Source organism: Paraburkholderia sp. CHISQ3, from assembly GCF_030464945.1.
Lineage (GTDB): Bacteria > Pseudomonadota > Gammaproteobacteria > Burkholderiales > Burkholderiaceae > Paraburkholderia > Paraburkholderia megapolitana.
The window spans coordinates 442,250-467,308 of the sequence record NZ_JALPRG010000005.1; the positions used below are offsets into that span (position 1 = coordinate 442,250).

Sequence of the window (25,059 nt, forward strand, 5' to 3'; positions counted from 1 at the left end):
TTTACTGCTGCACAGGCGGCTTCACAAGCGGGCACGCACTTTCTGCAAGCGGTCGGAACGCCTTGTCGGCGGGAATCGTCGCCTTGATGGTGTAGTAATCCCAAGGGTATTTCGACTCGGACGGCTTCTTCACCTGCACGAGGTACATGTCGTGCACCATACGGCCGTCTTCGCGAATGCGGCCGTTCTTCGCGAAGAAATCGTTGATCGGCAGTTCCTTCATCTTCTTCATGACGGCAGCGGTATCGTCGGTGCCGGCCGCCTTCACCGCGTTCAGATAATGCATCGTCGATGAGTAATCGCCGGCCTCGATCTGGGTCGGCATCTTCTTCGTGCGCGCATAAATACGCTTGGCCCACGCACGGGTTTCGTCGTTGCGATCCCAGTAGAACGCCGTAGAGAATTGCAGACCCTGCGCGGTCTGCAAGCCGAGCGCGTGAATGTCCGACAGAAATACCAGCAGCCCGGCCAGTTGCTGCTTGCCGCCACGTGTGATGCCGAATTCATTCGCGCTCTTGACCGCATTGATGAAATCGCCGCCGGCGTTTGCGAGGCCGATTACTTTCGCGCCCGAACTCTGCGCCTGCAGCATGTACGACGAGAAATCAGAAGCGTTCAGCGGAGCTCGTACCGTGCCGATCACCTTGCCGCCGTCGGCCTTGACGGCCTCCGAGGTGTCCTTCACAAGCGCCTGGCCGAACGCGTAGTCGGCGGCGAGAAAGAACCAACTGTCGCCGCCCTGCTTCGCCATCGCATCGCCGGTTGCATGGCCTAGCGCATACGTGTCGTAGACGTAGTGAATACTGACCGGCGAACACTTCGCTCCGGTGATGTCCGAGCTCGCCGGCCCGGTGGCAATAACAATCTTGTTCTTCTGCTTCGCGATGTCGATGACCGCGAACGCAGCACCCGACGAAGCGAGGTCGGTGATCATGTCGACGTGCTGCACGTCGAACCACTCGCGAGCGCGTGTCGCTGCGATGTCGGCCTTGTTCTGGTGATCGGCGGCGACTACTTCGACCTTGATGCCGGGGTTCGCCTTCATGAAGTCTTCCGCGGCCATGCGCACCGCCTCGACGGCGCTCTGTCCGGCCACTGATGCATACACGCTCGACAGATCGGTCAACACACCGATCTTCACAACGCCGTCCGACAGTTGCGGAGTCTGCGCGTGCGCGAGCAGCGAAGCGAGCGCCATGGCGGCGATGGCGAATGCCGCAAGCGCTCGGGCTGTTCGACGTGTTCTAGCGGTCATGTACATGGTCTCCTTGATGGTCTCTATTTATGATTGGCTAACGATTCCACGGCGACGTCGCATACGCATCGCGCAGTCGACGCTTCGCGATCTTGCCGTTGTCGTCGCGCGGCAGATGCGCGACGAACGCGATCTCGCGAGGAATCTTGTAGCCCGCAATCAGCGGACGCAGAAAGTCGATCAACGTCTCCGCCGAAAGGCCGCTCGCAGCCGCATCGCATTCGATCGCCGCGACGAGCCGCTCGCCGTACTCAGCATCGGGCACGCCGAACACCGCGACGTCGCCGAGCGCCGGATGCCGCGCAAGCGCATTCTCGATTTCAACCGGATAGATGTTGACGCCACCCGAGATGACCATATCCGACGCGCGGTCGCAGACGTACAGATAGCCGTCGGCGTCGAGATAACCCATATCGCCGAGCGTGACGAGCCCGTCGCGCTCGATCCGCTCGCGCGCCGCGTGGTTGTTGCGGTAAGTGAAGTCCGGATAGGCGGGCTGGCGCGCATAGATCAAGCCGATTTCGCCGACATCGCACGGTTCACCCGACTCGCGGCGAATCCGCACCTGCGCGTCACCGACCGGGCGCCCGGCGCTGCCTGGGCGTGCCAGCGCATCGTGCGAATCGATCACGGTGACCATGCCGACTTCGCTCGACGCATAGGTCTCGTAGACGATCGGGCCGAGCCATTCGATCATCGCGCGCTTCACATCCGGCGAGCACGGCGCACCCGTCGATGCGATGAAACGCAGCGACGACAGATCGTAACGCGCACGTTCGGCGGCGGACAGCTTCAGCAGACGCACATACATGATCGGCACGAGATACAGCGTGTCGATCCGGTGTCGCTCGATCAACTCCAGTACACGCAACGCATCGAAGCGCGGCATCAGCACCAGCAGCGCGGCGGTTTGCATCGCGCTGCGTGCGAATAGCGTCGGCGCGCTGTGATACAGCGGCGCGGGCAACAATACGCGGCAACCGGGCACGATCCCAAAGGTGCTCGCGATCACCGTTTGCGACAGTTGATCGCGTGCCTGCAACTGATCGAGCGGCACCGCATCGCGCACGACGCCTTTCGGCCGGCCGGTCGTGCCCGACGTGTACACGAGATGTCCGCGCGGTGCGACGGTCGGCCCGTCGTAAGGCGCCTGGCTGGCAAGCCAGCTTTCGTAGCGCAGCGCGGCTTCGCTGCGCACCGGTACGTAATGACCGGAGACCGGATTCGCATCGACGGCGAGCAACAGCGTGTCGCGTGGCACTACGTGCAGACACGCGGCTAGCAGCTCCGCATCGGCGATCAATACCTTCGCCGCGGAATCGACCAGCAGGTATTCGACCTCGGCAGGCGTGAAGTGCCAGTTGATCGGGCAGTACATGCAGCCGGCTATGCGGCACGCCTGGATCACGTCGAGATATTCGGGGAGATTGCCCATCAGGACCGCGACCGTGTCGCCTTCGCGGATGCCGAGCCGGTACAGGCCGCCCGCCAGACGCTGGCCGCGCGCGAGCAGTTCGTCGCCGGGCCGCAGGCGGTCTTCGAAGATCAGATCAGCGGGCATGGGCGGTCACCCTCGACAGACTGCGGGAGCACAGCGGCGTATGGAAGCGTGGTATCGGCATAGGCGTCTCCATCGTGGATCGTTCGGTCCGGGGCTTGCCCCGTCGCGCGTGTCGACGACTATGCTTGACTATCGGTCTTGCGACAATCCCGTTGATTCCCCTGGTTAGCCGGGTTAGTCGGGTTTATCGATCAGCGTGCGCCGCTTCCAGCTGCTACGTCCGACGCGTCGCCCCATTGCGTGCGATTTGCATCGCTTCGAGCAGCGTCGCGTGGTCGCCGATGTGATTCGCCAGCAGCAGGATCAACTGCGCATTCGTCGACTGGCTTTGGGCATCGTCCAGATCGCGATGCATGTCGATCAGCGCTTCGTAGAAATCGTCGGGGCGCGCGAGATTTGGTTCGGTGTTGAGCGGCATACTTGTCCTCTCCTTGTGTGCTACTGCGCGCTGTTCTCTAGACAAAGCGCGCGTCCGAGTGCCTCTTCGATGCGGCGTGCGTCGATGCGTCTCCAGCGTGCACAGACATGCTGGTCGGGCCGCACTAGATAGAACGTGCCAGCTGTTGCGTCATAACGCGCCGCCGCTAGTCCTTCGCTATCGATCGCCACCGTTGCATAAGGCAAGCTGCGTTCTAACGCCGTGGCGACATCGCGTGCATCCGCGCTCACAATCAGCACGAACCGTAAAGGCACGCTCGCATGCGCTAACGTCTGCAATGCATCATGCGTGCCGCTGTCGATATCATCCGCACCGCAGAACAGCAACCCGGTGAACTGCTGACCTAGTTGCGGCAACAACCACGCCGGCTGTCCAGCGTGCTCGAGCGGCGCATCGCAACACGCGGCGCCCGGCACCATCCGGCCGTCGAAAGCGTCGCTGTCCGGTGTGTTGAGTATGGAATCGCCCAGCACCGTCGGCACCGACAACCGCCCGCTATTGACAAGCTGCCGCGCAAACACATGCTCGCGCGCAAGCGTCAGCACGGCATCGCGAAACACGCGGCTGACCGCACTCTTCGGCGTGATGAAATCGGTCGAGTGCGTGGAATGGCGGATATTCTCGTCGGCCGCGTATTCGCGCTCGGCCGCATAGCTGTCGAGCAGCGCATCGGGCGCGCGGCCTGCCACCACCATCGCGAGCTTCCACGCAAGATTCTCCGCGTCCTGCACACCGCTGTTCGCGCCGCGCGCGCCGAACGGCGACACACCGTGCGCGGCATCGCCAGCGAACAGCACGTTGCCGTGACGAAAGCGTTCCATCCGTAAGCACGAGAATGTGTACACACTGACCCACTGCAGTTCGAATTTCGCGTCCGCGCCGAGCAGCGCGCGCACGCGAGGAATCACACGCTCGGGGGTTTTCTCGAGCACAGGGTCCGCGTCCCAGCCCAGTTGAAAGTCGATCCGCCACACGTTGTCGGGCTGACGATGCAACAGCACCGACTGGTTCGGATGAAACGGCGGATCGAACCAGAACCAGCGCTCGGTTGGAAAATCCGCTTCCATTTTCACGTCGGCGATCAGAAAGCGGTCCTTGAACGTGCGTCCACGGCTGTCGAGCCCCATCAGCGCGCGTAATGGGCTACGCGACCCGTCGGCCGCGACGACATAGCGGCCGCGCAGCGCATACGAACCATCGGGCGTGTCGACTGTCAGCGTCACGCTGGCATCCGGCGCACCGGGCGTGCCTGCCTGCTGCAAACCGGTCACGCGATTTTTCCAGCGGATTTCAAGGTTCGGCAGTTCGCTCGCGCGTTCGAGCAGATAGCCTTCGACGTAGTACTGCTGCAGGTTGACGAACGCAGGCCGGTGATGACCGCTTTCCGGCAGCAGATTGAACGTGTAGACGAGATCGTCGCGCAGGAATACCTTGCCGACGTTCCAGCTCACGCCCTTGTCGACCATGCGCTGGCCGCAGCCGAGCCGGTCGAAGATATCGAGCGTGCGTTTCGCGAAGCAGATCGCGCGCGAACCCGTCGACAACGTGCAGTCGTCGTCCACCAGCACGACCGGCACGCCCTGCTGCGCAATATCGATTGCGGTTGCGAGGCCCACCGGCCCCGCGCCAACCACGATCACCGGATGCACGCTCGCCTCATCCACGCCGTGCCGCTGCTCGCGGCACGGCCGGTAGTCGAACGACAGCGCCTGGTAGTCGATGCTCATTTACAGTGTCTCCATCCGTCTCCCGCGCGCCTTCTCGACGCTGCGCATTGCCTAGCCCTGCAGAGCGCTCCACATGTCCTTGTCGCGCTGCGCGGTCCAGATGCGCGGATGTTTGATACCGCTCGCTTCGTCGAACGCGCGCGACACATCGAACGGCAGACAGTGTTCGTAGATGAAGACCTGGCCGAACTTCGGATCCATTGCCTTGCGCGTATGCGCCATCGCCGCCTTCAGATCGAGCTGTTGCTCGACCGCTTCGCGGCCGCTTTGCAGCAGCGTCGTGACGAAATCCTTCGTGTAGTCGATACCCTTGTGAACGTCCTGCGGCGTAGTCAGCGCGGGGCCGCGGCCCGGCACGAGTTTGTCCGCACCGAGTGCGCGCAGCGCTTCGAGCGTAGCGGGCCACTGTTCGAGCTGCGCGTCGCCGCAGTAGCACGCAGCGTCGTACTCGACGAGATCGCCCGAGAACAGCACCTTCTGCGACGGCAACCAGACGATCGTGTCGCCCTTCGTATGACCGGCGCCCAGGTGCGCGATGCGCACTTCGAGCTTGCCGAGAAACAGCGTGATCTCGCGTTCGAACACGAGGGTCGGCCACGTCAAACCCGGCACCGTTTCGACGCCCGCGAACAGGCGCGGAAAGCGCTCGATTTCCGACTTCATGTCCGCTTCGCCACGCTCGACAATCATTTCGTAGGTACCACGGCTCGCGATCACCTGCTGCGCGCCCTCGGCGAAATATGCCGATGCGCCCAGCACGCGCACCGCGTGGTAGTGCGACAGCACGACGTACTTGATCGGTTTGTCGGTGACGGTGCGGATCCTTGCGATCAGGTCCTGCGCCATCGCGGGCGTCGCAGTCGTATCGACGATCAGCACACCATCGTCGCCGACGATCACGCCCGAGTTCGGATCGCCCTCGGCCGTATAGGCGTAGGCGTTCTCGGACAGTTGCGTGAACGTGATTTTCTTTTCCTCGAGATCGGCCTGCGATGCAAATGCTTTTGTCATGTCTGCCTCCAGTGGAACTGTGACGGGCGGGACGAGACGATACGGCCGGTGGAACGGCAGGCAAGCAGCCTGCAGCATGGCGGGGAGTGTCTCGCCCCGCATTGATTGTTTGCTGCTCGGATAGCGGGGTGAAGCCATCTTAGGGTTGCACAAGTTTATTTGTCAATAGCGAAATGTATCGCTATATACAAATCTTGAGCAGCGTACGATGATGATCCGAAGGCCGGTCGGCTTCGGCTAACATGGGCGTTTTTTCGAACGGCTGGATGTTTGGGCACAGCGGTGGGTACAGCAGTGGGCACAGCGACGAGACAGATGACGCAACGTACAGACAAAGCAGCAGCTACTGCACAGAAACCGCAGCGCGGCATTCAGAGCGTGGAAGTCGGCGGCCGGTTACTTGCGGCGCTGGCGCAAGCCCGCGCGCCGCTCGCGCTGTCCGATCTCGCCGCGAGCGCGGCACTCCCGCCAGGCCAGGCGCATGCGTACGCCGTCAGTCTCACGCGGCTCGGGCTCATCAAGCGCGACGCCGTGTCGGGGCGCTACGAACCCGGTCCACTGGCATTGCGACTCGGTCTGTTGCATCTCGAACGGCAACCGGCATTTCGCGCTGCTGTGCCGCGTGTCGCGGCACTCGCCGAAGCAGTCGGTTTTAGCATCGCGATCTGCATCGCGGGGCCGCAAGGCCCGACGATCGTTCGCTACGAGCACGCCGGGTTTCCGTTGCATGTGAACCTGCATGTAGGCACCGTGATGTCGCTGACGACCACATCGACGGGACGCGTGTTCTGCGCCTGGCTGCCACCGCCCACACTACACGCGATGCTGGCAAACCAGACCGGGCTCACCGATTACCCGGTTCCAGCAGCAGAGCGCGACGCGTTCGACGCAACACTCGCTGCGATCCGCCGACGCGGTATCGAGCGCGGCATCGATGCGCCGAGCCCAGGTATCAGCAGCCTGAGCGCGCCTGTCTGCGACGCCGCCGGTTGCCTGCAACTTGCATTGACCGCCATCGGCCCCACCGGTGCAATCGACGTCACATGGAACGGCGCGCTTGCTCGCGCGTTGCTCGACACCACACGGACGATCGGCGCGGATCTCGCCGCGCTATCACTATCGCCGACGCTGGAGGCGACGCCATGACGACCGAAACGCTCGGCCCATCCGCCGCCGATACCAAACCACAACGCGGTATCCAGTCGCTCGACAGCACCGGCGAACTGCTCGCCGCGCTCGTTGCAGCAGGCGTCCCGCTCACGCTGCGCGGTCTCGCGGCGGCCGCCGCGATGCCGCCGGCGAAGGCCTTCCCGCACCTCGTGAGCCTGCAGAAGATCGGCTTGCTGAGTCGTGACGCCGACGGTTGCTTCGCAGCCGGCCCGCTTGCGCTCGAACTCGGGCTGATCGGCCTGCAACGTCTGTCGCCGACCCGCGAAGCCGAGGCCGAAGTCGTCGAACTCGCGGCGTCGACCGACATGAGCGTCGCCATGGCCGTGCTCGGGCCGCTCGGGCCAACCGTCGTGCGGCTCGAAGAATCGCCGAGGCCGCTGCACGTGAGCCTGCGGGTCGGCACCGTGATGTCGCTAGTCAACACCGCGATCGGCCGCGTGTTCGCCGCTTACATCGCCGACGACGTGCGGCGCGATCTGCTTGGGCAAGATGGTTTGCGGCTGGCCGGCGCCGAACCCGCGGAGATCTTCGCGCAATCATCGTCCACGCGCGGCGCAGCCGCGGCGCGCCTCCAGCCCGGCTATCTGCAACGGCTTGCGCAGATCCGTGCGAACGGCATCGACACCGCGTTGAACAAGCCGATCCCCGGCATCAATACGCTGGCCGCGCCGGTGTTCGATCACACCGGCAGCATCTGTGTGGTGATCGCCGTAATGGGGCCGGCGGGTAGTTTCGATAGCGATACGGCGGGGCATCCTGCGTTGACGCTGCTTGCCGCGACTCAACGTCTGTCGCACCGGTTTGGTTATATGGCGACGCCGGACGGTAGCTAGCGGCGCCGAACAAGACAAGACCCACAACTTCGACGAAGAGAAAGAGACCCACACATGAGCGATCAACCCTTCGGACGCAACCGCCGCGACTTCATGCGCCTCGCCGTCACCGCCGGCGCCACGGCATCGCTGCCGTGGATGCAGCAAGCCGACGCGCAAACGCCCGCTGCACCGACCACCACGCTGTCGTCCAAAGGCACGCAGCTGGTCCTGCTCGGCACGAAAGGCGGCCCGACGCCGTCCGATCTGCGCGCAGCACCGGCGAACGTGCTCGTCGTCGATGGTCAGCCGTATGTGGTCGACTGCGGCAACGGCGTTGCACTACAGCTAACCAAAGCCGGCATCAAGCTGCCGAAGCTGCGCGACATTTTCATCACGCATCATCATTCAGATCACAACGCCGATCTCGGCAACCTCGTGTTTCTCGCGTGGGCCACCGGGCTGCATACGCCGGTCCATCTGTACGGACCGCCACGCATCGCGAAGATGATCGACGACTTCGTCGACATGAACGCAATCGATCTCGACGTGCGCATGCGCGAGGAAGGTCGTCCGCCGTTGCGGCCGCTGATCAACACTCACGAATTCGACGGACCGCGCCTCGTGATGGAAGACGAGCGCGTGCGCGTGACGTCGACTCTCGTCGATCACTACACGATCAAACCCGCATTCGCGTACCGCTTCGAAACGCGCGACCGCACCGTCGTGTTCTCCGGCGATACGACCTACTATCCGGCGCTCGCCGATTTCGCCAAAGGCGCGGACGTGCTCGTGCACGAAGTGATGTATCTGCCTGCGCTAGCCAAGCTGATGAAGAGCGTCGACAACGCACCGACGCTGCTCGACCATCTCGTGAAGAGCCACACATCGACTGAACAGGTCGGCAAGATCGCGGCCGCTGCCGGCGTGAAGACGCTGGTGCTGAGTCATTTCGTGCCCGGCGGCGACCCCGCCATCACCGACGACATGTGGGCCGCCGACGCGCGCCGTCACTTCGATGGCGAAGTGATCGTCGGGCGCGACCTGCAGATCATCTGAGATCGAGTGGACATGACGCAGGCAACGCATGACGCAGCGGTTCCGGTCACGCTGCTCACCGGCTTTCTCGGCTCGGGCAAAACGACGCTGCTCAACCGGTTGCTGCCGCAACCAGCGCTCGGCCGCTGCGCGGTGGTTGTCAACGAGCTCGGTGCGATCGGTCTCGACCATCTGCTCGTCGGCGCGACGCGCGACGACACCGTTGCGCTGCTGGAAAACGGTTGTTTGTGCTGCGGTGTGCGCGACGGTCTTGCCTCGACGGTTGCCGATCTGCTCGAGCGGCGTGCGCGCGGCGAAATTCCGGCATTCGAGCGTCTGTTGATCGAAACCACCGGCCTCGCGCGGCCGGGGCCCGTCATCTCGCTGCTGCTCGGCGACGAGGCGCTGAGCGAACGCGTGCGGCTCGACGGCATCGTCGCGACCGTCGATGCGAAACACGGCGTGGCGCAACTTGCAAAGCACGAAGAATCGCGTCAGCAGGTTGCCGTCGCCGACCGCCTGCTGCTTACCAAGGCCGATCTCGTCGACGCAGGGACACTTGCTGCGCTCGAGATCGCGCTCGCTGCACTGAACCCCGGCGCGCCACGTATCGCAGTACGCAACGGCGAGATCGACGCCGCGCAATTGCTCGACATCCTGACGCCGCGCGCGCTGCGCCCGTGGCTGCGTACCGAAGCCGCGCCACGCAAGCTGATGCGCGGTGCCGCAACGTCTCGTGCAATCCACACGGCCCATCCGGACATCGCGAGCTTCTGCCTGAGCTACGCGCAGCCACTGCCGATGCAGGCGCTTGAAAGCGCGCTGACGGTGCTGCTCGGCTATCACGGCGAGCGGATTCTGCGCATGAAGGGCATCGGCAATTTCATCGGCGAAACGCGGCCTGTCGTATTGCATGGCGTGCAGCAGTGGCTGCACGAGCCGCTACAACTCGACCACTGGTCCGACGACGACCGCAGGACGCGGCTCGTCTTTATCGTGCAGAACCTGGACGCATCGATCGTCGAGGCAACCATCGCGCATTTTCTACGCGAGGCGGGCATGGAGTGCATGGCGACCCTCGATTGAACGCGAGTCGTAGGCGCATCGTAGGCATTTCGCAACCGCGCAGCCAGGTACCAATACCCCCTACCGCCAGATCGGGCTTTATCAACCATGACAAAAGCGTGTAAGTTTGCGGTTACGCCGTATTACACTCGCTCGCGCCGACCCGGCGGTGTTTGACGCGAAATCCGCGTTTTCCACCGTCAACCTTTGGTAAGGGGTGCCGTTATATATTATCGACCCGGTTGTGGAGTCCCGTTCCCGTACACCCGGCGCCATGTGTCGCAGATTCAGCGCGCCGGCGCGCAAATGCAGGAATCCGGACAAGTTGCGAATGATTCGCGATCCAGAACCGCTCGCTTAAACCGGCCGCACGTCGCATCGTCTTTAACCGGACCGGTCAAACAAAAGAATTTTATGCATGTTCAAAACGCCCGACGCTGGGCACCGCGGGGAACCCGCCCATGGATCGCCGTGGCGGCCGCGGTCGTCATTGCCGCTGTCGTACGGCTGTTGCTCCACCCGCTGATCGGTCCGGTCATGCCGAGCGCCACGTTCGGTGTCGCCGCCGCGCTGATCGAATACTACTTTGGGCTCGCGCCCGCGGCGACTGTGATGGTGCTCGGCCTCGGCATCGCCGATTACCTGTTCGTGCCGCCCTACGCGCAAATCGACGTGTTCGACCGCCGGGACCTGATCCTCGTGATCTCGTACCCGCTCATCACGCTGATCATCATCACGCTGATCGAGCGCCTGCGCCGGGCGCAGTTCCGCGCGGAATTGATTGCGTCGGTCGCGCAGTCGCGCTACGAAATGCTGCTGCGGCACGACAACGAGCGCGCCATCGCGCGTCGTGCCGTCGATGAGACCCATCGCCTGCTGCGCCATCTCGCGCAGCACAACAAGGCGTTCATCCTGATCCAGGCGCTCGAACGCAACGGGGCGGTAGCGATCAACGGTGCCAGCGCGCCGGGTATTGCGGGCGTGCGGCTCGCACTGCCGAGCGAAATCGCGCCGGGGCCTCGCTATGCCGACGTGCATCCCGAAGACATTCAGCGCTTCTGGAACGGCCTGTGGCCCGGTAGCCATCGGGTGCGCATCGCCTCAAGCAACGGCCCGTCGAAACTGGTGGATTGCATCTGCGAACGCTTCACGACGCACGCGGGGGATTTTCTCGTGCTGCGCATCGGAGACTGATCATCGACAGGGCTTCTACTATTTTCAATGCCGGCGACCAGCACGCCGTGCTTCTGCTGCACGGCCTGTCGAGCTCGCCGCTCGAACTACGCTTTCTCGCGCGATTTCTGCATAACGAAGGATTCACGACCTGCGCACCGGTGCTCGACGGCTATAGCGCGGGCATGCCGGAGCAGCAGATGGAGCGCTGGCTCGACGCCGCCATCGCCGAATACGATGCGCTCGCGAGTCGCTATGCGCGCGTCTCGATCTGCGGGCTGTCGATCGGCTCGACGCTCGCACTGGCGCTTGCACGCCGCCGGCCGACCGCGCAGGCACTCGTGCTGCTGTCAATCACACTGGCCTACGACGGCTGGTCGATGCCGTGGTATCGCTTTCTGCTCGACTGGGCCTACTTCACACCGTTGCGCAAACACTGGCGTTATCGCGAAGCAGCGCCGTTCGGCCTGCGCAATGAAGCGCTGCGCGCCAAGATTGCGCGGGCGATGCAGCGCAGCGACTTCAGCGAGGTAGGACCGTCTACGATCTCGCTGCCCGCATTGCACGAAGCAAGCCGCCTGGTGCGTTGGGTGCGCCCGCAACTAGGCGAGATCCGCAACGACTGCCTGATCATTCACGCCATCGACGACGAAACGTCGAGCCCGCGTAACGCGCTTCTCGTGGCCGACGAAATCGATACGAGCTTTCTGCGCACGATCTGGCTCGACGACTCTTATCACATGATCACCTCCGACAACGAACGCGAAGTCGTTGCGCGCGAAACCGCTGCGTTTCTGCGCGAAAGCGAAATGGCGAGCACCGGCGACCATACGAAGACGCCCGTCGTCTCGAAGGCGCTGGCGCGGCGGCTGCGTCAGTTGTCGGCGCTTAGCAAGGAACGCGCATGATCGTTGCACGCACTACTTTTTCCGCTTTACTGCTTGTTGCGCTTACGGGGGTCTCCTGTGGCGCGTACGCGGATGAACCGGCAACGGCTGGAGCGCCTACGGCCAATGCCATTGGGACAACGTCCACGACAACCACTGCGACGGCCGATGTTCCCGCAACTGCGGACACAAGTACGACCACTGCGAGTACTACCTCGCCCAGCAAATGGAAGATCGCATTCGGCCCCGGCGTGATTGTCTCCCCCGCGTATCCAGGCTCGAGCAAACTGAAGGTCTATCCGTTCCCTGCACTCGATATTTCCTACGACGACCGGTTCTTCTCGCAAGGCCCCGATGTGCTCGGTGTGAACGTGGTGCGCGACCCGAATTACCACCTGGGCGCCGCGTTGAGCCTCGACTTCCAGTCGCGCAGCGAATCGGACGACCCACGGCTGCGCGGTCTCGGCGACGTGCACTGGACCCCGAAACTGAAACTGTTCGGCGATTACACGTGGTGGGCGTTTACCGGTTCCGTCGCGATGTATCAGGATATCGGCGGCAACAGGCAGGGCAAGACGGTCGTGAGCGATCTGTACGCGTCGCTGCCGCTCGACAACTGGCTCTTCTCAGTCGGGCCAGGTTTCACATGGGCCGATGCCGAGTACACGCGCACCTTCTTCGGCGTGTCGCAGCAGCAAAGCGCTGCATCGAAACTGCCGACCTTCGATACCGGCTCCGGCATCCGCGACATCCATATGAACTTCTACGTGAGCCACGATTTCTCGAAGCACTGGACGAGTTCGATCTCGATCGTAGCGGGCCGCCTGCAACACTACGCCGCCGACAGCCCGATTACTTCGCGTCGCTTCGAGCTTAATTCGCTTGCGTCGGTGAATTACCGCTATTGATGCGAGCAAAAAGTGCATCGCGCAGTCACTGCGTCATGCACGACGAAAAACGAGTGCGCATGAAATCGACGTACGCCTGATCGTCGAGCGTACGGTGCGCGCGGTTGCCAGCGCTGCGCCGTACAACAGCATCCTGCGGGATCACGCTAACGGAACATCCGATGACGTTTCCCTTGCAGACATGCAGCGCCTGATGCGCTCCAGCCCGACATCCCGTAGCCCCAGCGCCTCGAGATGTCCAATCGTGTTCAGGAAGTATTCCTGGCAGGTACCGAGCGGACCACGCGCCGCGGCAATACGTCGCGCAATCTCATCATCCGAGAGCTGATCGGTGAATCTGTCATGACTTCGATTGGCGACGAAGGTGATGGCCCTCGCCTTTTGCACCATCGTTTTCTCGTTCTCGACCTTGATGTCGACCCAGCGCGCTTCATAGACACCGCTCACCATCTCACGTCGCCACAGAATGAAGAGTTCCTCATCGACCTGCTTCGGGTCGAGCCGGAACGCGATGCCCCTACAGGAACCGCCGCGGTCGAGCGCCAACGTGAGACCGGGGGCGTCAGGCGAGCCTCGACCGCCCTTCGTCCACACGCAGAAGCGTCGATGCCAACCCTGTAGCAACGCGGTGCGTTGCTCGACAAACTCGAACGTAGGGTTCCAGATCAACGAGCCATAGCCGAAGACCCAGACGTCGCCTTCGGCAGGCCGCTCCGCCAGCGCCGCTTTCAGCGAAGCTGCGATCTCTTCATCGGAACGCACCGGCGACCCCGCAGGGGCAGTCGCCCGCCACTCTGCGAGTAGTGAGCCATCTTTTAGCCGCTCGCGGGTAATCACATTGTTCGTCGCCATACGTTTCCTGTGCGGTTCGATATCACTACGATTCCGACCGGGCGATGCCCAATTTGCGCTTGATGTGCGCGAGTACAACGTCCGGATCAGGTAGCGTGTAGTGACCGTACATACGGCGATAGTGAGGTTCGTACTGCTCGCGCCACGCGGGGTCGATAACCTCGTGTCCGTCCTCGCGAATTCTCGCGACATTGCGGCGAACCACAGGCTTCTCCCACATCGTCGGACCCATGACGGGGAAGAACATGATGGGGAAAACGCCCACGAGAATCAGCATCGTCAAGCGGTTCTGGGATGTGCCGCTCGCGGCAGCGGCGAGCGTATTGGCCGTCGCCGGCAGCACGATCATCAGGTCGTGGTCCCCGGCGATGCGGCCCGGCCGGTCAGTGGGCCAGTCCTTCGGGCTCTCGCCGCTGATGACGCGCTCGACGATGAGCCCAATGCTGTCCGCATTGACGAAGTCGGCGGCGTCCGGCGTCAGGATCACACTCATGGAACAGTCAAGACCCGCCCTGATGGCGCGGATGTACTGCGGCAGGAGCATGGCATCGACAGAGCCCGTTACTCCAATCAGTATTCTCGGCTTCTGTGTCTCGGTGGTCGTAGTACTAGTCATCGCAAATTGGCCCTCAAGAGCTCGATCAGGCAGACCATGGGTTTCACCAGCTCGACTCGAGGCTGCTGCGTCACCCACCGGTCCATCACACACGATTCAAGTCCGTAAGACCAGCATGTCGGGACCGCCTCGCGCAATCGCAACGTTCAACTTGCACGCCGACATATCCGGTCTGTACGAAGGAATGGTTTCAGCCGAAGCTACCGCTCATTTCGCCGTTGCATTGTCCGTCGGCGAAGTGGGCCATGTCGTGGCGTTGGTTCTTCGTTCGAGTGCTGCCTCGTAGGAATAGATATAACCGCCGAGCAGCTTCTTCACGTCCGGCATATTCCCCTTTAGCGTCACGGCAACCCATTTCTGGTTGAACGGATGCGCCCAGTCGAAATGCTGGCACTCCAGACCTGCGCCTTCCACGAACGACGTAATGGTCGATTTGCGGAACCGCACGATATCTGGATACAGCCACTCTTCACCGGTGTAGTCGGTGCCGTCCAGGCTCTCGAAGAAAGTCGCCAGGAAGATCGTTTCAGGCGCCATCACCTTGGCAGCTTCCGACAGGCAAAGCCTGATCTGCTTTTCCGGCGCGTGGGTAAAGATGGAATGCGCCATCAGGTAGTCGAACTTACGCTCGAATTTCGTGAACGTGTAGTTGCTGTCGTACACGAACGTCGGCTGCTTGCGCTCCGCGAACTCCTTGCCGAAGTGGCTCTGCAAGCCGTCCTGCACAGCCCACTCTTCCGGTTCCAGGCCGAAGTACTTCCCGGGACGGAGATACATGATCGAAAACCGCCCGCCGCGCAGAGAGCCGCAGCCGATGTCGAGCAACGTCGACGTTTCGCGCATGCCGAACAACGTGAGCAGGTTAAATTGGGTGGCGCCGATCAGATCATAGTAGTTCGGCGGCCCGACCCAGGACCGATAGTGATTACCGCCAATCTCTTCCTTTTCTCCGAACTGCTCATGCAATCCCTGCTTTTCCGACAAGATGAGTTTGGACATTCATGTATCTCCTGTTTCTCGACAGATGGTGCGGTTATAAGGTTGAACTCGCGCCAGAGATGCCTCTCGCAGTTCACGCTATAGAGCCACGAAGGACACACCTCATGAAATGCTGCCTTCGTGAAAGTCGTGCATTTATTCACACCCGGGAAAGCAAAAAATCTGCGTTCAAGCCGTCGATGAAAAATTACCCAACGGCGGCCAGGGCGATGTGCCAATGAAACGCCTGAAGAACGAATGAGTGTCGCGTCGCGCCGTCGCATATGCCAGGACGCGGTTGCAGAAGGAAGACCTCTTGAAGAAAAAGCCGGATGGACCGCAAAAGAACGGTGCGCAGAGAGACATAACGCACCAGTTACTTTTATTCATGTATTACCCGCGCCCTCTTTTCCACATTTCGGAATGATCTTATCGTCGATGGGAATAAGCGGCAAATCACAAATCCTGAATACAGCCCTCAGCATTCGCGATGCGGCACACGGGAATTAGTTGGGCGTGCCCGTCGATATGGATCCGGCATCGTACGGTCGGATATGGCGTCAGGCGCACAAAGTAAGTGCAGATGAAGCGTCTTCCGCCGTATCAGGCGCAGCGCTATGCTCCCGGTCAAGGCTCGGCCTCAGGAACCACTATATGCGGGAGGTATGTTGAAACCAGTCAATGCAGAAGGAACACAAGCAATCGAGGGTGGCGCCGTCGCGGGAAGTTCGGCAAAAACGCATTCGGTTCGATGGGTGCTCGTCGCGCTTGCGCTTTCCATGTTGTTGTCGTCGCTCGGAATCAGTAGTCCAAACGTTGCATTGCCGACAATAGCCCTGGCATTCAACGCCTCTTTCCCCGAAGTTCAGTGGATCGTCGTCTCCTACCTGCTCGCGATCACCATCATGATCGTGGGCGTCGGACGGTTAGGCGACATCATGGGCCATCGTCGGGTGCTGCTGGGTGGCATCGCCGTGTTCACTCTGGCTTCGATCCTGTGCGGTGTGGCACCCACGCTATGGGCATTGATTGCCGCACGCGTGGTGCAAGGCATCGGAGCGGCGATCCTGATGGCACTCACCCTCGCTATGGTCCGCGAGACCGTTCCGAAAGAACGGACCGGCAGCGCGATGGGATTGCTCGGTACGATGTCCGCGATCGGCACCGCCCTCGGCCCGTCGCTCGGCGGCGTGCTGGTTGCCGGGCCTGGCTGGCAATCGATCTTTCTGGCCATGGTGCCATTGGGTATCCTCAATTTTGTCTTCGCGCGGCGCTTCCTGCCTGAGGGTAAGCCGAAGGCGGCGGCGAACGGAAACCGCTTCGACAAACTGGGCACGCTACTGCTCGGCGTGACGCTCGCGGCCTACGCACTCGCCGTAACGATGGGGGGCGGCCATTTTGCGCGGATCAACCAGATACTGCTGATCGCTGCGGTCGTCGGCGCCGGTCTCTTTCTGTTCGTGCAGGCAAGAGTGGCATCCCCGCTGATCAAGCTGGCGGCGTTCCGCAATGTCGTGCTGAGTTCCAGCCTCGCCATGAACGTACTCGTCGCGACCGTGATGATGACGACACTGGTAGTCGGGCCGTTCTTCCTGTCCCGTGCACTCGGACTCAGCAATGCGATGGTTGGGGCCGTGATGGCAGTGGGCCCGATCATCTCCACGCTGACCGGGATTCCGGCCGGCCGCATCGTCGATCGCCTCGGTGCGACGGCGATTATCATTTTTGGACTGCTCGCACTGGCGATCGGCGCATTCGCAATCGCCCTGCTTCCGTCGATGATCGGCGTAGCGGGCTATATCGTCGGGATCTTCATCCTGACGCCGGGTTACCAGTTGTTTCAGGCATCCAACAACACGGCCGTCATGATCGACGTCAACCCGGACCAGCGCGGCGTCATCTCCGGCATGCTCAGCCTGTCGCGCAATCTCGGACTCATCACTGGTGCATCTGTCATGGGTGCGGTGTTCGCGTTCGCGTCGAAGACGACCGACATCACCACCGCGCATCCCGAAGCGATCGCCATCGGCATGCGGACTACGTTTAGTGTCTCGGGGGTACTCCTTGTCATCGCGCTCCTGATCGCCCTCGCCAGCCGCGGCGCTCTTGCCGATGCAGAGGCACGTGCGGGCAAAAAATAAGCCCTCTGGAATCCCAACGATGACCTCGACGCCACTGCCGGCCGCCGCCGACGCAAGCAACGCAGCGAATGCAGCCAACGCGACCGCGGGAATCCACGCGATGCCGTGGACCATGGGACCCGATGACTGGAACCGACGCTACGCCACGAAAGATTTCATCTGGACGGTCGAGGCGAACGACTGCTTGCTGGCGGAGACCGCGAACCTGCCGCCCGGCCGCGCGCTCGACCTGGCTGCCGGCGAAGCGCGCAACGCCGTGTGGCTCGCGGAACAAGGCTGGACCGTGCACGCCGTCGATTTCTCCGACGTGGCAATCGGCAAGGCAAAGGAGCTGGCCGCCACACGAAAGGTGGACGGCAGGATCAGGTTCGAGGTCGCGGACCTGACGCGCTACGAGCCCGAGGTCCGCAGCTACGATCTGGTCGTGCTGTTCTACCTGCAACTTCCACTGGCCGAGCTCGCCCCCATCCTCGCGCGCGCGGCGAAAGCGGTGGCGCCTGGCGGCACGTTCCTGCTCGTTGCGCACGATTCCTCGAACCTGACACACGGCTATGGCGGCCCGCAACATCCCGAGGTGCTCTACGCCGCGGAACAGGTGGTCGCAGCGCTCGGTGGCGAGCTGGAGATAGAAAGGGCACTCCCTGTCGAGCGGTTGGTCAAGACCCGCGAACGCACCGGGATCGCGATCGATTGCCTCGTGCGAGGCCGTCGCGCATGACGGCTCGATCCGGGGCGGTGGGTGAACAGATGCGCAACCGGGTCACATCAGGAAACCTTCGATGAATGCCATCGTCCGCATCGCGCTCGCCCGGCCGTATACGTTCGTGGTCATGGCGCTGCTGATCATGATAGCCGGTGGCCTCGCCGCGTTTCGAACCCCGACCGATATCTTCCCCAACATCCGCATCCCGGTCATCGCCGTCGCGTGGACTTACCCGGGCCTTTCTCCGGAAGACATGTCTGGCCGCATAGAGCTGCCGTTCCAACGCTCGCTCACCACGACGGTCAACGACATCGAGCATATCGAGGGCCTCTCGCTGACCGGCATCGGTATCACGAAGATCTACTTCCAGCCCGGCGCCGACATCCGCATGTCGAACGCCCAGGTCACCGCGATCGCACAGACGATGCTTCGCCAGTTGCCGCCCGGCACCGTGCCGCCGTTCATCCTGAACTACAGCGCGTCGACGGTGCCGATCGTCCAGCTCGCCATCTCGGGCACCGGGCTGAGCGAGCAGCAGCTATACGACTACGGCCTGAACTTCGTTCGCTCGCGGCTGGTAACCGTGCCCGGCGCGGCCATCCCTTACCCCTATGGCGGACGGGTCAGACAGATTCAGATGGACCTCGATCCACACGCCCTTCAGTCGAGCGGGGTCTCCGCGAACGACGTCGCCGCTGCGCTCTCCAACCAGACGCAGATCACGCCCGCGGGGTTCGTGAAAATCGACGAGTATCAGTACAACTTCCGGCTGAACAATGCGCCGCCCTCGGTCGAGCAGCTCAACCTGCTGCCGATCCGCACGGTAAACGGCGCCGTGATCCGGATGGGTGACGTCGCCCATGTTCGCGACGGCTCGGCGCCGCAGCAGAACATCGTGCACGTGGACGGCCAGCGCTCGACGCTGCTGACCGTGCTGAAGTCCGGCGCGGCATCCACCATTGCGATCGTGAACGGCGTCAAGGCAATGCTGCCGGACGTGTTGAAGGGACTGCCCAAAGCGCTAACCGTCACGCCGATCAACGATCAGTCGATCTTCGTCAAGTCGGCCGTCGCGGACGTGGCGCGCGAAGGCGCGATCGCCGCGGCACTGACCAGCCTGATGATCCTGCTGTTCCTCGGATCGTGGCGCTCGACGCTGATCGTCGCCACCTCGATCCCGCTGTCCGTGCTCGGCGCGGTCGCTGCCCTGTCCGCGTTCGGCCAGACGTTCAACGTGATGACGCTAGGTGGACTGGCCCTCGCAGTCGGTATCCTGGTCGACGAGGCGACCGTCACCATCGAAAACATCGAGTGGCATCTGGAACAGGGCAAGGACGTCCGCACCGCGATCCTCGACGGCGCGCAGCAGATCGTCGTTCCCGCCTTTCTTTCGCTCGCCTGTATCTGCATCGTCTTCGTGCCGATGTTCTATCTGCCAGGGGTGTCCGGGTTCCTGTTCGTCCCGATGGCGCTATCGGTGATCTTCGCGATGGTCATGTCGTTCCTGTTGTCGCGCACCCTCGTCCCCACGATGGCGATGTATCTGTTGCAGCACCACGCGAAGGACGACGCCCACCCCGACAGCTTGCGTGGCGGCGGCCGTCTCGCGAGATTCCAGCGCGGCTTCGAGCGGCGCTTCGAGACCTTTCGTGCACGCTACGGACAGCTGCTGCAAACCATCCTCGGCAACCGGCGCATCTTCGTCCTTGGCTTTCTCGGCTTCACGCTCGCCAGCCTGCTGATCGCCCCGTTTCTCGGCCGCAACTTCTTCCCGCAGGTGGACGGGGGGTCGTTCACGCTCCACGTCCGGGGACCGATCGGCATGCGCATCGAGGAAACCTCCGCGCTGTTCCAGCGAATCGAGCGGCAGATCGCGCAGGAGATTCCCGCAGCGGAACTGGCTTCCGTCACCGACAACATCGGCTTGCCCAACAGCCCCACCAACACCGTCTACGATTCGTCCGGAACGATCGGCCCACAGGACGGCAACATCATCGTCGCGCTCAGGCATGGACATGCGCCGACAGAGCGCTATGTCCACGCGCTGCGCGCAGCACTTCCGGCGCACTTCCCGGAAGCGACCTTCGCGTTCCTGCCCTCCGACATCACGAGCCAGATCCTGAATTTCGGCGCGCCCGCACCGATCGACATTCAGATCACCAGCATGCGAACCGACGTGGCGCGGCAATACGCGGAGAAGGTGTTGCGCGAGATCCGTCGCATCGATGGACTCGTCGATGCGCGGATCCAGCAGCCCGCGAGCTACCCCGAACTGCGGTTCGATGCCGATCGCACCCGGATCAACCAGCTCGGGCTCGATGAAGTCGACGTCACGAACAGCATCGCGACCTCGATCGCGGGCACGTCGCAAACCGCGCCGATCTACTGGCTGAATCCACAGAACAAGGTCACCTACCCTGTCGTGATCCAGATGCCGGAATACCGTGTGAATTCGCTCAACGATATCGCCGACCTTCCGGTCACTGCGAACGGCACCGCACAACCCCAGGTTCTTGGCGCGCTGGGCACCATCAAGCGTGGCACTACTTCCGCCGTGGAGACCCAGTACAACATCCGGCCACTCATCGATGTCTACGCCGGTGTCGATGGGCGTGACCTGGGCGCGGTAGCCGACGATGTACGGAACGCATTGCAGCGGCTCGACAAGGACCGGCCGGAAACCGTCACCGTGACGCTGCGCGGCCAGTACGAGTCGATGAACACTGCCTTTTCGGGAATGGGCTATGGCCTGTTGGGCGCCGTGGTGCTCATCTACCTGTTGATCGTGATCAACTTCCAGAGCTGGGTCGACCCGTTCATCATCGTCTCGGCGCTGCCGGCGGCGCTCGCCGGCATCTGCTGGATGTTGTTCGCGACCGGCACCCCGCTGTCCGTCCCCGCACTCACCGGCGCGATCATGTGCATGGGAGTCGCCACCGCCAACTCGATCCTCGTCGTCAGCTTCGCCCGCGAACGACTGGCCGAGCACGGCAACCCCGCCAGGGCCGCGCTCGAGGCCGGCATGACCCGACTGAGGCCCGTCCTGATGACAGCGCTCGCCATGATTATCGGCATGGCGCCAATGGCACTCGGCCTCGGCGAAGGCGGCGAGCAAAATGCGCCGCTCGGCCGCGCCGTGATTGGCGGCCTCGCGTTTGCAACCTGGGCGACGACCCTGCTCGTGCCTACCCTCTTCGCCATTCTTCACGGCCGGCCGTTGGGTCGCCGCTCCGACTTCGAAGGAGCCCTCACCAATGTCTGACACAGATCGGTTCCCCACCCAGGGCTCCACGTCGCTCAGAACGTACACGATCGTCGCCGCCGTCGGCTTCATCGCGATCCTCGCCGTGGGCACAGCGATCCGTCTCGCCGCGCGCGACGATCTGCACAAGCAGACCATCGCGAACCAGACGCTGACCGTGAACGTGATCAGGCCCGGCGGCAGCGCGGCCGATACCCTCGTGTTGCCGGGTCGCCTGCAGGCCTGGAACCAGGCGCCCGTCTATTCGCGGACCAATGGCTATCTGCGCCGCTGGTATGTGGACATTGGGCAGCCCGTGCGCGCAGGTCAGCTCCTCGCCGAGGTCGACACGCCGGAAGTAGACCAGCAGTTGAACGCCGCGCGTGCAGCACTGGCGACCGCCGACGCCCAGCTCGACCTCGCCCGCTCGACCAGCGCGCGCTGGGGTCGCCTGCTGGCCCAGGAAGCGGTCTCTCAACAGGATGCGGACGAGCGCCGCGGCGATTTCGCTGCGCGCGTGGCCATGCGCAACGAAGCAACGGCCAACGTCCAGCGCCTGCAAACGCTGACAAGCTTCAAGCGGATCGTCGCGCCCTTCGACGGAATCGTAACCAGTCGCTCGACGGACATCGGTGCGCTGATCGTCGCGGGCACAACGACAACCCAGCCGCTCTTCACGATCTCCGACGTATCGCATCTGCGGATCTACGTGAGCGTGCCCGAAGCCTATGCGTCGACGATGCGCGATGGACTCACTGCGCGGTTTGCAGTCTCGGATCATCCGCATCGGACCTTCGAGGCCGCGCTCGCGCGCTCGGCGGATTCGGTGGACCCCGTGTCCGGTTCGATGCTGGTACAGCTCGTCTACGACAACAGCGCCGGTCTCCTGAAACCCGGTGCCTATGCGCAAGTGACGTTCGATCTGAACCGCGACAAGCACCGCGCGGTTGGCGCCGTCCGCATTCCGGTGAGCAGCCTGCTGTTTCGGCGGGAAGGGACAGCCGTTGCGATCGCGAACCCGCAAGGGCGCGTCAAGGTTCAGCCCATCGTCATCCAGACGGACTTCGGCAGTGAGCTCGAAGTCACCGGACTGAAACCGGACGACAACGTGATCGACAATCCCCCTGAAGACATCCGCACTGACGACCAGGTGAAGATCGTCCGCACGGGGAGACCGGGTCATGCGTAAATGCTGCTGGCCGGTTTGCGTGGTGTTGCTGTTGCTGTCGGCTTGCGATCTCGCCCCACGCTACACGCAACCGTCGATCGCGCCCGCGCCGGCGACATTCAAGGAGAGCGGGCCATGGACACCCGCGCAGCCCGATGACGGCGCCCATCGCGGAGCATGGTGGAAGATCATCGACGATCCGCAACTCGACGCGCTGGAGCAGCGTGTCATGTCAGACAGTCCGCAACTGGCCGCAGCAGTCGCCCGCTACGACGAAGCCAGCGCGCTCGCGCGCCGGGCGCGCTCGGGTCTGTTTCCGCAACTCGACGCTAAGGCCAGTGCGGCGCGAATGCGAACGGCGTCGCCGTCCACCGGCACGCATATCGACTATCGCGACTACGCAATCGGCGCATCGGTCTCCTATGAACTGGATCTCTGGGGGCGCGTCCGCAATCTGGTCGCGGCAGGCGACGCGGAGAAGCAGGCGAGCGCGGCGGATCTCGCCGTGGTGAAGCTGAGCCTACAAGCGGAACTTGCCGATCACTATGTGCAGTTGCGCGGCCTCGACGCCCAGATCGTGCTGCTCAGGCAAACCGGCAACGCCTACGACGCGGCTTTGCAGCTCACGATGAAGCGCTTCGCGGGCGGCGCCGCGAGCGAACTCGACGTCGGTCGCGCACGCACTCAGCTTGCGTCGGCCCAGTCGGACATCGAGCAGCGAATGGCCGATCGGGCTTTACTTGAGCATGCAATCGCGGTGCTGGTCGGCGAGCAGGCGTCGGTCTTCTCGATCGCGCCGGAGCAAGTGTTTGCCGAACCGCCTCCGGTGCCGGTAACGGCACCGTCCCGACTGTTGCAACGACGTCCCGACGTGGCGGCAGCAGAGCGCCGCGTCGCCGCCGCGAACTCGCGCATCGGTGTGGCGAGAGCGGCATTCTTTCCCGCCATCACCCTTGGCGGCTCGGGAGGGGTCGAGGCTACGGCCGGCACGTTGTTCTCGGCGGCGAACAGGGTGTGGGCGCTCGGCCCCGCGGCCGCGCTGCTGCCGATCTTCGACGGCGGGAGCCGAAGCGCGGATCTGGATCAGGCGCGCGCGCAACTGAACGAGGCAGCCGCCGACTACCGCCAGACCACGCTCGATTCGTTTCGCGAAGTCGAGGACCAGCTTGCCCTGATCAACCGGCTCGCAAATGCGTCGCAGCGCGAAGCGGAGGCCGTGAAGGCTGCGCAGCGCACGACTCAACTTGCGAACGTTCAGTACCGCGAAGGTGCCGTGGACTACCTGCAGGTGGTGACGGCTCAAACGGCCGAGCTACAGGTGCGCGAAACGCAGATCACGCTGCAGGCGCGACGCCTCACGGCATGCGTCGACCTGGTGCGCGCGCTGGGCGGATCCTGGGAAACCGACAGTGGCATAACGATCGGCGCGAACCGGTCGCAGCCTGTTATCCGCTGAACCCCAAGCAACCGAAAGGCGGCACACGCCTGGCGTCCCGGCAACCGGGACGCGCCGCCTTCGTCAACCATCATCCTGCTGGCGGCATCACAGCATCCGGCGCAACGACATCGACAATCTCGTATGCGCCGTCATACGGCGCATCGTGATGGCACTAGCCACCGCATCCAGCAATGCCTCCGTTGCATCTACTTGCCACGTACATTTATCTGCCGGGCCGGACTTGCCGGAAGCGGCAAGATCGAATGCGATCCCGCACGGCTCATCCCCGTTGGCCACTCGCTCGAGGAAAAAGGCATGCGCATAAGCGGCTACGCACGTCTCGGGCACGCCGCTCCCGCTCAGATCCAGCACCGTTCGCCGCAAGTTGCACGCATCGAGCCCTGCGTCGTCTGCGATCCGGGCAATCGACTCGTTGAGCGGGCAGCTCAGCAGCCACCCGATGCTGCGCGACGCCAGGACCACTCGAAGATAATCCGCCGGGCGCGGGCGCACGCTATCGCATAGCATCCAGCTAACGAGCGAGACAGACTCACAGCGCTTCGGCGCGCCGCAGATCGCGAGTTCGGTCACAAGCGGCAGACCGATCGATTCGCTGGCGTCAGGCTCGTGATGTTCATCGGTTGACGATACGAGCAAAAGCAGTTCGAGCTCGCTGTCGTAGCGCTCGCGCATGCGCGCGAGCCACGCAAGCGCGTGGGTATCGGAGAAGAGTTGCGCCCGGACCCGCAGCATGACGAACGCCCGATCGTCGCGACCAGCAAAAATCGACTCGAGCTGGCGCGAGACGTGTTCAGGCACGATGGCCATCTCAGTGTTCCACTAAAGAGAACCGTCCATTTGACAGCCACGGCATGG

The 25,059-nt window shown here is 63.0% G+C and carries 21 protein-coding genes; 12 read left to right on the forward strand and 9 right to left on the reverse strand.

What is annotated here, in order from left to right; translation table 11 throughout:
• Position 1: 1 nt before the first annotated feature.
• The 5 genes from M0D65_RS14635 to M0D65_RS14655 all read right to left on the reverse strand — a co-directional run bounded on the left by M0D65_RS14635 (position 2) and on the right by M0D65_RS14655 (position 5,993).
• Positions 2–1,255 carry an ABC transporter substrate-binding protein gene (locus M0D65_RS14635; RefSeq protein ID WP_266253311.1) on the reverse strand — a complete coding sequence of 418 codons (1,254 nt, stop codon included), beginning with the start codon at positions 1,253–1,255 and terminating at the stop codon, positions 2–4.
• A 37-nt stretch (positions 1,256–1,292) separates the two neighbouring features.
• Positions 1,293–2,816 carry an AMP-binding protein gene (locus M0D65_RS14640; RefSeq protein ID WP_266253312.1) on the reverse strand — a complete coding sequence of 508 codons (1,524 nt, stop codon included), beginning with the start codon at positions 2,814–2,816 and terminating at the stop codon, positions 1,293–1,295.
• A 214-nt stretch (positions 2,817–3,030) separates the two neighbouring features.
• The gene (locus M0D65_RS14645) at positions 3,031–3,234 is read right to left on the reverse strand and encodes a DUF2783 domain-containing protein (RefSeq protein ID WP_091008448.1); all 204 of its coding nucleotides are present in this window, start codon (positions 3,232–3,234) and stop codon (positions 3,031–3,033) included.
• A gap of 20 nt (positions 3,235–3,254) precedes the next feature.
• Complete coding sequence (locus M0D65_RS14650) at positions 3,255–4,982, reverse strand: FAD-dependent oxidoreductase (RefSeq protein ID WP_266253313.1); 1,728 nt, start codon at positions 4,980–4,982, stop codon at positions 3,255–3,257.
• Positions 4,983–5,033: 51 nt separating this feature from the next.
• The gene (locus M0D65_RS14655; RefSeq protein ID WP_266253314.1) at positions 5,034–5,993 is read right to left on the reverse strand and encodes an MBL fold metallo-hydrolase; all 960 of its coding nucleotides are present in this window, start codon (positions 5,991–5,993) and stop codon (positions 5,034–5,036) included.
• 315 nt (positions 5,994–6,308) lie between these two features.
• Between M0D65_RS14655 and M0D65_RS14660 the strand changes: the two genes are divergently transcribed.
• The 7 genes from M0D65_RS14660 (at position 6,309) to M0D65_RS14690 (ending at position 13,046) form a co-directional block, all read left to right on the forward strand.
• A complete protein-coding gene (locus M0D65_RS14660; RefSeq protein ID WP_266253315.1) occupies positions 6,309–7,139 on the forward strand; it encodes an IclR family transcriptional regulator in 831 nt (276 codons plus the stop codon).
• Positions 7,136–7,996 (forward strand): IclR family transcriptional regulator, encoded by an 861-nt coding sequence (locus M0D65_RS14665; protein WP_266253316.1) that lies wholly within the window; start codon positions 7,136–7,138, stop codon positions 7,994–7,996. The genes M0D65_RS14660 and M0D65_RS14665 overlap by 4 nt, the downstream gene beginning before the upstream one ends.
• A gap of 54 nt (positions 7,997–8,050) precedes the next feature.
• Positions 8,051–9,034: an MBL fold metallo-hydrolase gene (locus M0D65_RS14670; protein ID WP_266253317.1), complete on the forward strand. Its 984-nt coding sequence runs from the start codon at positions 8,051–8,053 to the stop codon at positions 9,032–9,034.
• Positions 9,035–9,046: 12 nt separating this feature from the next.
• A complete protein-coding gene (locus M0D65_RS14675) occupies positions 9,047–10,099 on the forward strand; it encodes a GTP-binding protein (protein WP_266253318.1) in 1,053 nt (350 codons plus the stop codon).
• Positions 10,100–10,492: 393 nt separating this feature from the next.
• Positions 10,493–11,272, forward strand: coding sequence for a DUF4118 domain-containing protein (locus M0D65_RS14680; protein ID WP_091008464.1), 780 nt, complete (start codon positions 10,493–10,495; stop codon positions 11,270–11,272).
• Complete coding sequence (locus M0D65_RS14685; protein ID WP_266253410.1) at positions 11,272–12,159, forward strand: carboxylesterase; 888 nt, start codon at positions 11,272–11,274, stop codon at positions 12,157–12,159. Before M0D65_RS14680 ends, M0D65_RS14685 begins: the two co-directional genes overlap by 1 nt.
• On the forward strand, positions 12,156–13,046 hold the full coding sequence (locus M0D65_RS14690; RefSeq protein WP_266253319.1) for a MipA/OmpV family protein: 891 nt from the start codon (positions 12,156–12,158) through the stop codon (positions 13,044–13,046). Before M0D65_RS14685 ends, M0D65_RS14690 begins: the two co-directional genes overlap by 4 nt.
• Before the next feature lie 141 nt (positions 13,047–13,187).
• Here the strand turns inward: M0D65_RS14690 and M0D65_RS14695 are convergent, their stop codons facing one another.
• From M0D65_RS14695 to M0D65_RS14705, 3 genes are all read right to left on the reverse strand, one after another.
• Positions 13,188–13,898: a gamma-glutamylcyclotransferase gene (locus M0D65_RS14695; protein WP_266253320.1), complete on the reverse strand. Its 711-nt coding sequence runs from the start codon at positions 13,896–13,898 to the stop codon at positions 13,188–13,190.
• A gap of 25 nt (positions 13,899–13,923) precedes the next feature.
• Entirely contained in the window at positions 13,924–14,514 is a 591-nt protein-coding gene (locus M0D65_RS14700; protein ID WP_266253321.1) for a flavoprotein, read from the reverse strand.
• A gap of 207 nt (positions 14,515–14,721) precedes the next feature.
• Positions 14,722–15,498, reverse strand: coding sequence for a class I SAM-dependent methyltransferase (locus M0D65_RS14705; protein WP_266253322.1), 777 nt, complete (start codon positions 15,496–15,498; stop codon positions 14,722–14,724).
• A gap of 659 nt (positions 15,499–16,157) precedes the next feature.
• On the opposite strand from M0D65_RS14705, the gene M0D65_RS14710 reads away from it, so the two are divergent.
• The 5 genes from M0D65_RS14710 to M0D65_RS14730 all read left to right on the forward strand — a co-directional run bounded on the left by M0D65_RS14710 (position 16,158) and on the right by M0D65_RS14730 (position 24,201).
• A complete protein-coding gene (locus tag M0D65_RS14710; RefSeq protein ID WP_266253323.1) occupies positions 16,158–17,633 on the forward strand; it encodes an MFS transporter in 1,476 nt (491 codons plus the stop codon).
• A gap of 19 nt (positions 17,634–17,652) precedes the next feature.
• A complete protein-coding gene (locus M0D65_RS14715; RefSeq protein WP_266253324.1) occupies positions 17,653–18,351 on the forward strand; it encodes a bifunctional 2-polyprenyl-6-hydroxyphenol methylase/3-demethylubiquinol 3-O-methyltransferase UbiG in 699 nt (232 codons plus the stop codon).
• Positions 18,352–18,412: 61 nt separating this feature from the next.
• Complete coding sequence (locus M0D65_RS14720) at positions 18,413–21,598, forward strand: efflux RND transporter permease subunit (protein WP_266253325.1); 3,186 nt, start codon at positions 18,413–18,415, stop codon at positions 21,596–21,598.
• Positions 21,591–22,766: an efflux RND transporter periplasmic adaptor subunit gene (locus M0D65_RS14725; RefSeq protein ID WP_266253326.1), complete on the forward strand. Its 1,176-nt coding sequence runs from the start codon at positions 21,591–21,593 to the stop codon at positions 22,764–22,766. Before M0D65_RS14720 ends, M0D65_RS14725 begins: the two co-directional genes overlap by 8 nt.
• Positions 22,759–24,201, forward strand: coding sequence for an efflux transporter outer membrane subunit (locus tag M0D65_RS14730; RefSeq protein ID WP_266253327.1), 1,443 nt, complete (start codon positions 22,759–22,761; stop codon positions 24,199–24,201). The genes M0D65_RS14725 and M0D65_RS14730 overlap by 8 nt, the downstream gene beginning before the upstream one ends.
• Before the next feature lie 87 nt (positions 24,202–24,288).
• On the opposite strand, the gene M0D65_RS14735 is transcribed toward M0D65_RS14730, so the two are convergent.
• Positions 24,289–25,011, reverse strand: coding sequence for a hypothetical protein (locus tag M0D65_RS14735; protein ID WP_266253328.1), 723 nt, complete (start codon positions 25,009–25,011; stop codon positions 24,289–24,291).
• Positions 25,012–25,059 lie beyond the last annotated feature (48 nt).

What these genes read in the sequence shown, in the direction of transcription:
- M0D65_RS14635 (WP_266253311.1), bottom strand. Translation starts at nt 1,255, where the DNA reads ATGACCGCTAGAACACGTCGAACAGCCCGAGCGCTTGCGGCATTCGCC.
- M0D65_RS14640 (WP_266253312.1), bottom strand. Translation starts at nt 2,816, where the DNA reads ATGCCCGCTGATCTGATCTTCGAAGACCGCCTGCGGCCCGGCGACGAA.
- M0D65_RS14645 (WP_091008448.1), bottom strand. Translation starts at nt 3,234, where the DNA reads ATGCCGCTCAACACCGAACCAAATCTCGCGCGCCCCGACGATTTCTAC.
- M0D65_RS14650 (WP_266253313.1), bottom strand. Translation starts at nt 4,982, where the DNA reads ATGAGCATCGACTACCAGGCGCTGTCGTTCGACTACCGGCCGTGCCGC.
- M0D65_RS14655 (WP_266253314.1), bottom strand. Translation starts at nt 5,993, where the DNA reads ATGACAAAAGCATTTGCATCGCAGGCCGATCTCGAGGAAAAGAAAATC.
- M0D65_RS14660 (WP_266253315.1), top strand. Translation starts at nt 6,309, where the DNA reads ATGACGCAACGTACAGACAAAGCAGCAGCTACTGCACAGAAACCGCAG.
- M0D65_RS14665 (WP_266253316.1), top strand. Translation starts at nt 7,136, where the DNA reads ATGACGACCGAAACGCTCGGCCCATCCGCCGCCGATACCAAACCACAA.
- M0D65_RS14670 (WP_266253317.1), top strand. Translation starts at nt 8,051, where the DNA reads ATGAGCGATCAACCCTTCGGACGCAACCGCCGCGACTTCATGCGCCTC.
- M0D65_RS14675 (WP_266253318.1), top strand. Translation starts at nt 9,047, where the DNA reads ATGACGCAGGCAACGCATGACGCAGCGGTTCCGGTCACGCTGCTCACC.
- M0D65_RS14680 (WP_091008464.1), top strand. Translation starts at nt 10,493, where the DNA reads ATGCATGTTCAAAACGCCCGACGCTGGGCACCGCGGGGAACCCGCCCA.
- M0D65_RS14690 (WP_266253319.1), top strand. Translation starts at nt 12,156, where the DNA reads ATGATCGTTGCACGCACTACTTTTTCCGCTTTACTGCTTGTTGCGCTT.
- M0D65_RS14695 (WP_266253320.1), bottom strand. Translation starts at nt 13,898, where the DNA reads ATGGCGACGAACAATGTGATTACCCGCGAGCGGCTAAAAGATGGCTCA.
- M0D65_RS14700 (WP_266253321.1), bottom strand. Translation starts at nt 14,514, where the DNA reads ATGACTAGTACTACGACCACCGAGACACAGAAGCCGAGAATACTGATT.
- M0D65_RS14710 (WP_266253323.1), top strand. Translation starts at nt 16,158, where the DNA reads ATGTTGAAACCAGTCAATGCAGAAGGAACACAAGCAATCGAGGGTGGC.
- M0D65_RS14715 (WP_266253324.1), top strand. Translation starts at nt 17,653, where the DNA reads ATGACCTCGACGCCACTGCCGGCCGCCGCCGACGCAAGCAACGCAGCG.
- M0D65_RS14720 (WP_266253325.1), top strand. Translation starts at nt 18,413, where the DNA reads ATGAATGCCATCGTCCGCATCGCGCTCGCCCGGCCGTATACGTTCGTG.
- M0D65_RS14725 (WP_266253326.1), top strand. Translation starts at nt 21,591, where the DNA reads ATGTCTGACACAGATCGGTTCCCCACCCAGGGCTCCACGTCGCTCAGA.
- M0D65_RS14730 (WP_266253327.1), top strand. Translation starts at nt 22,759, where the DNA reads ATGCGTAAATGCTGCTGGCCGGTTTGCGTGGTGTTGCTGTTGCTGTCG.
- M0D65_RS14735 (WP_266253328.1), bottom strand. Translation starts at nt 25,011, where the DNA reads ATGGCCATCGTGCCTGAACACGTCTCGCGCCAGCTCGAGTCGATTTTT.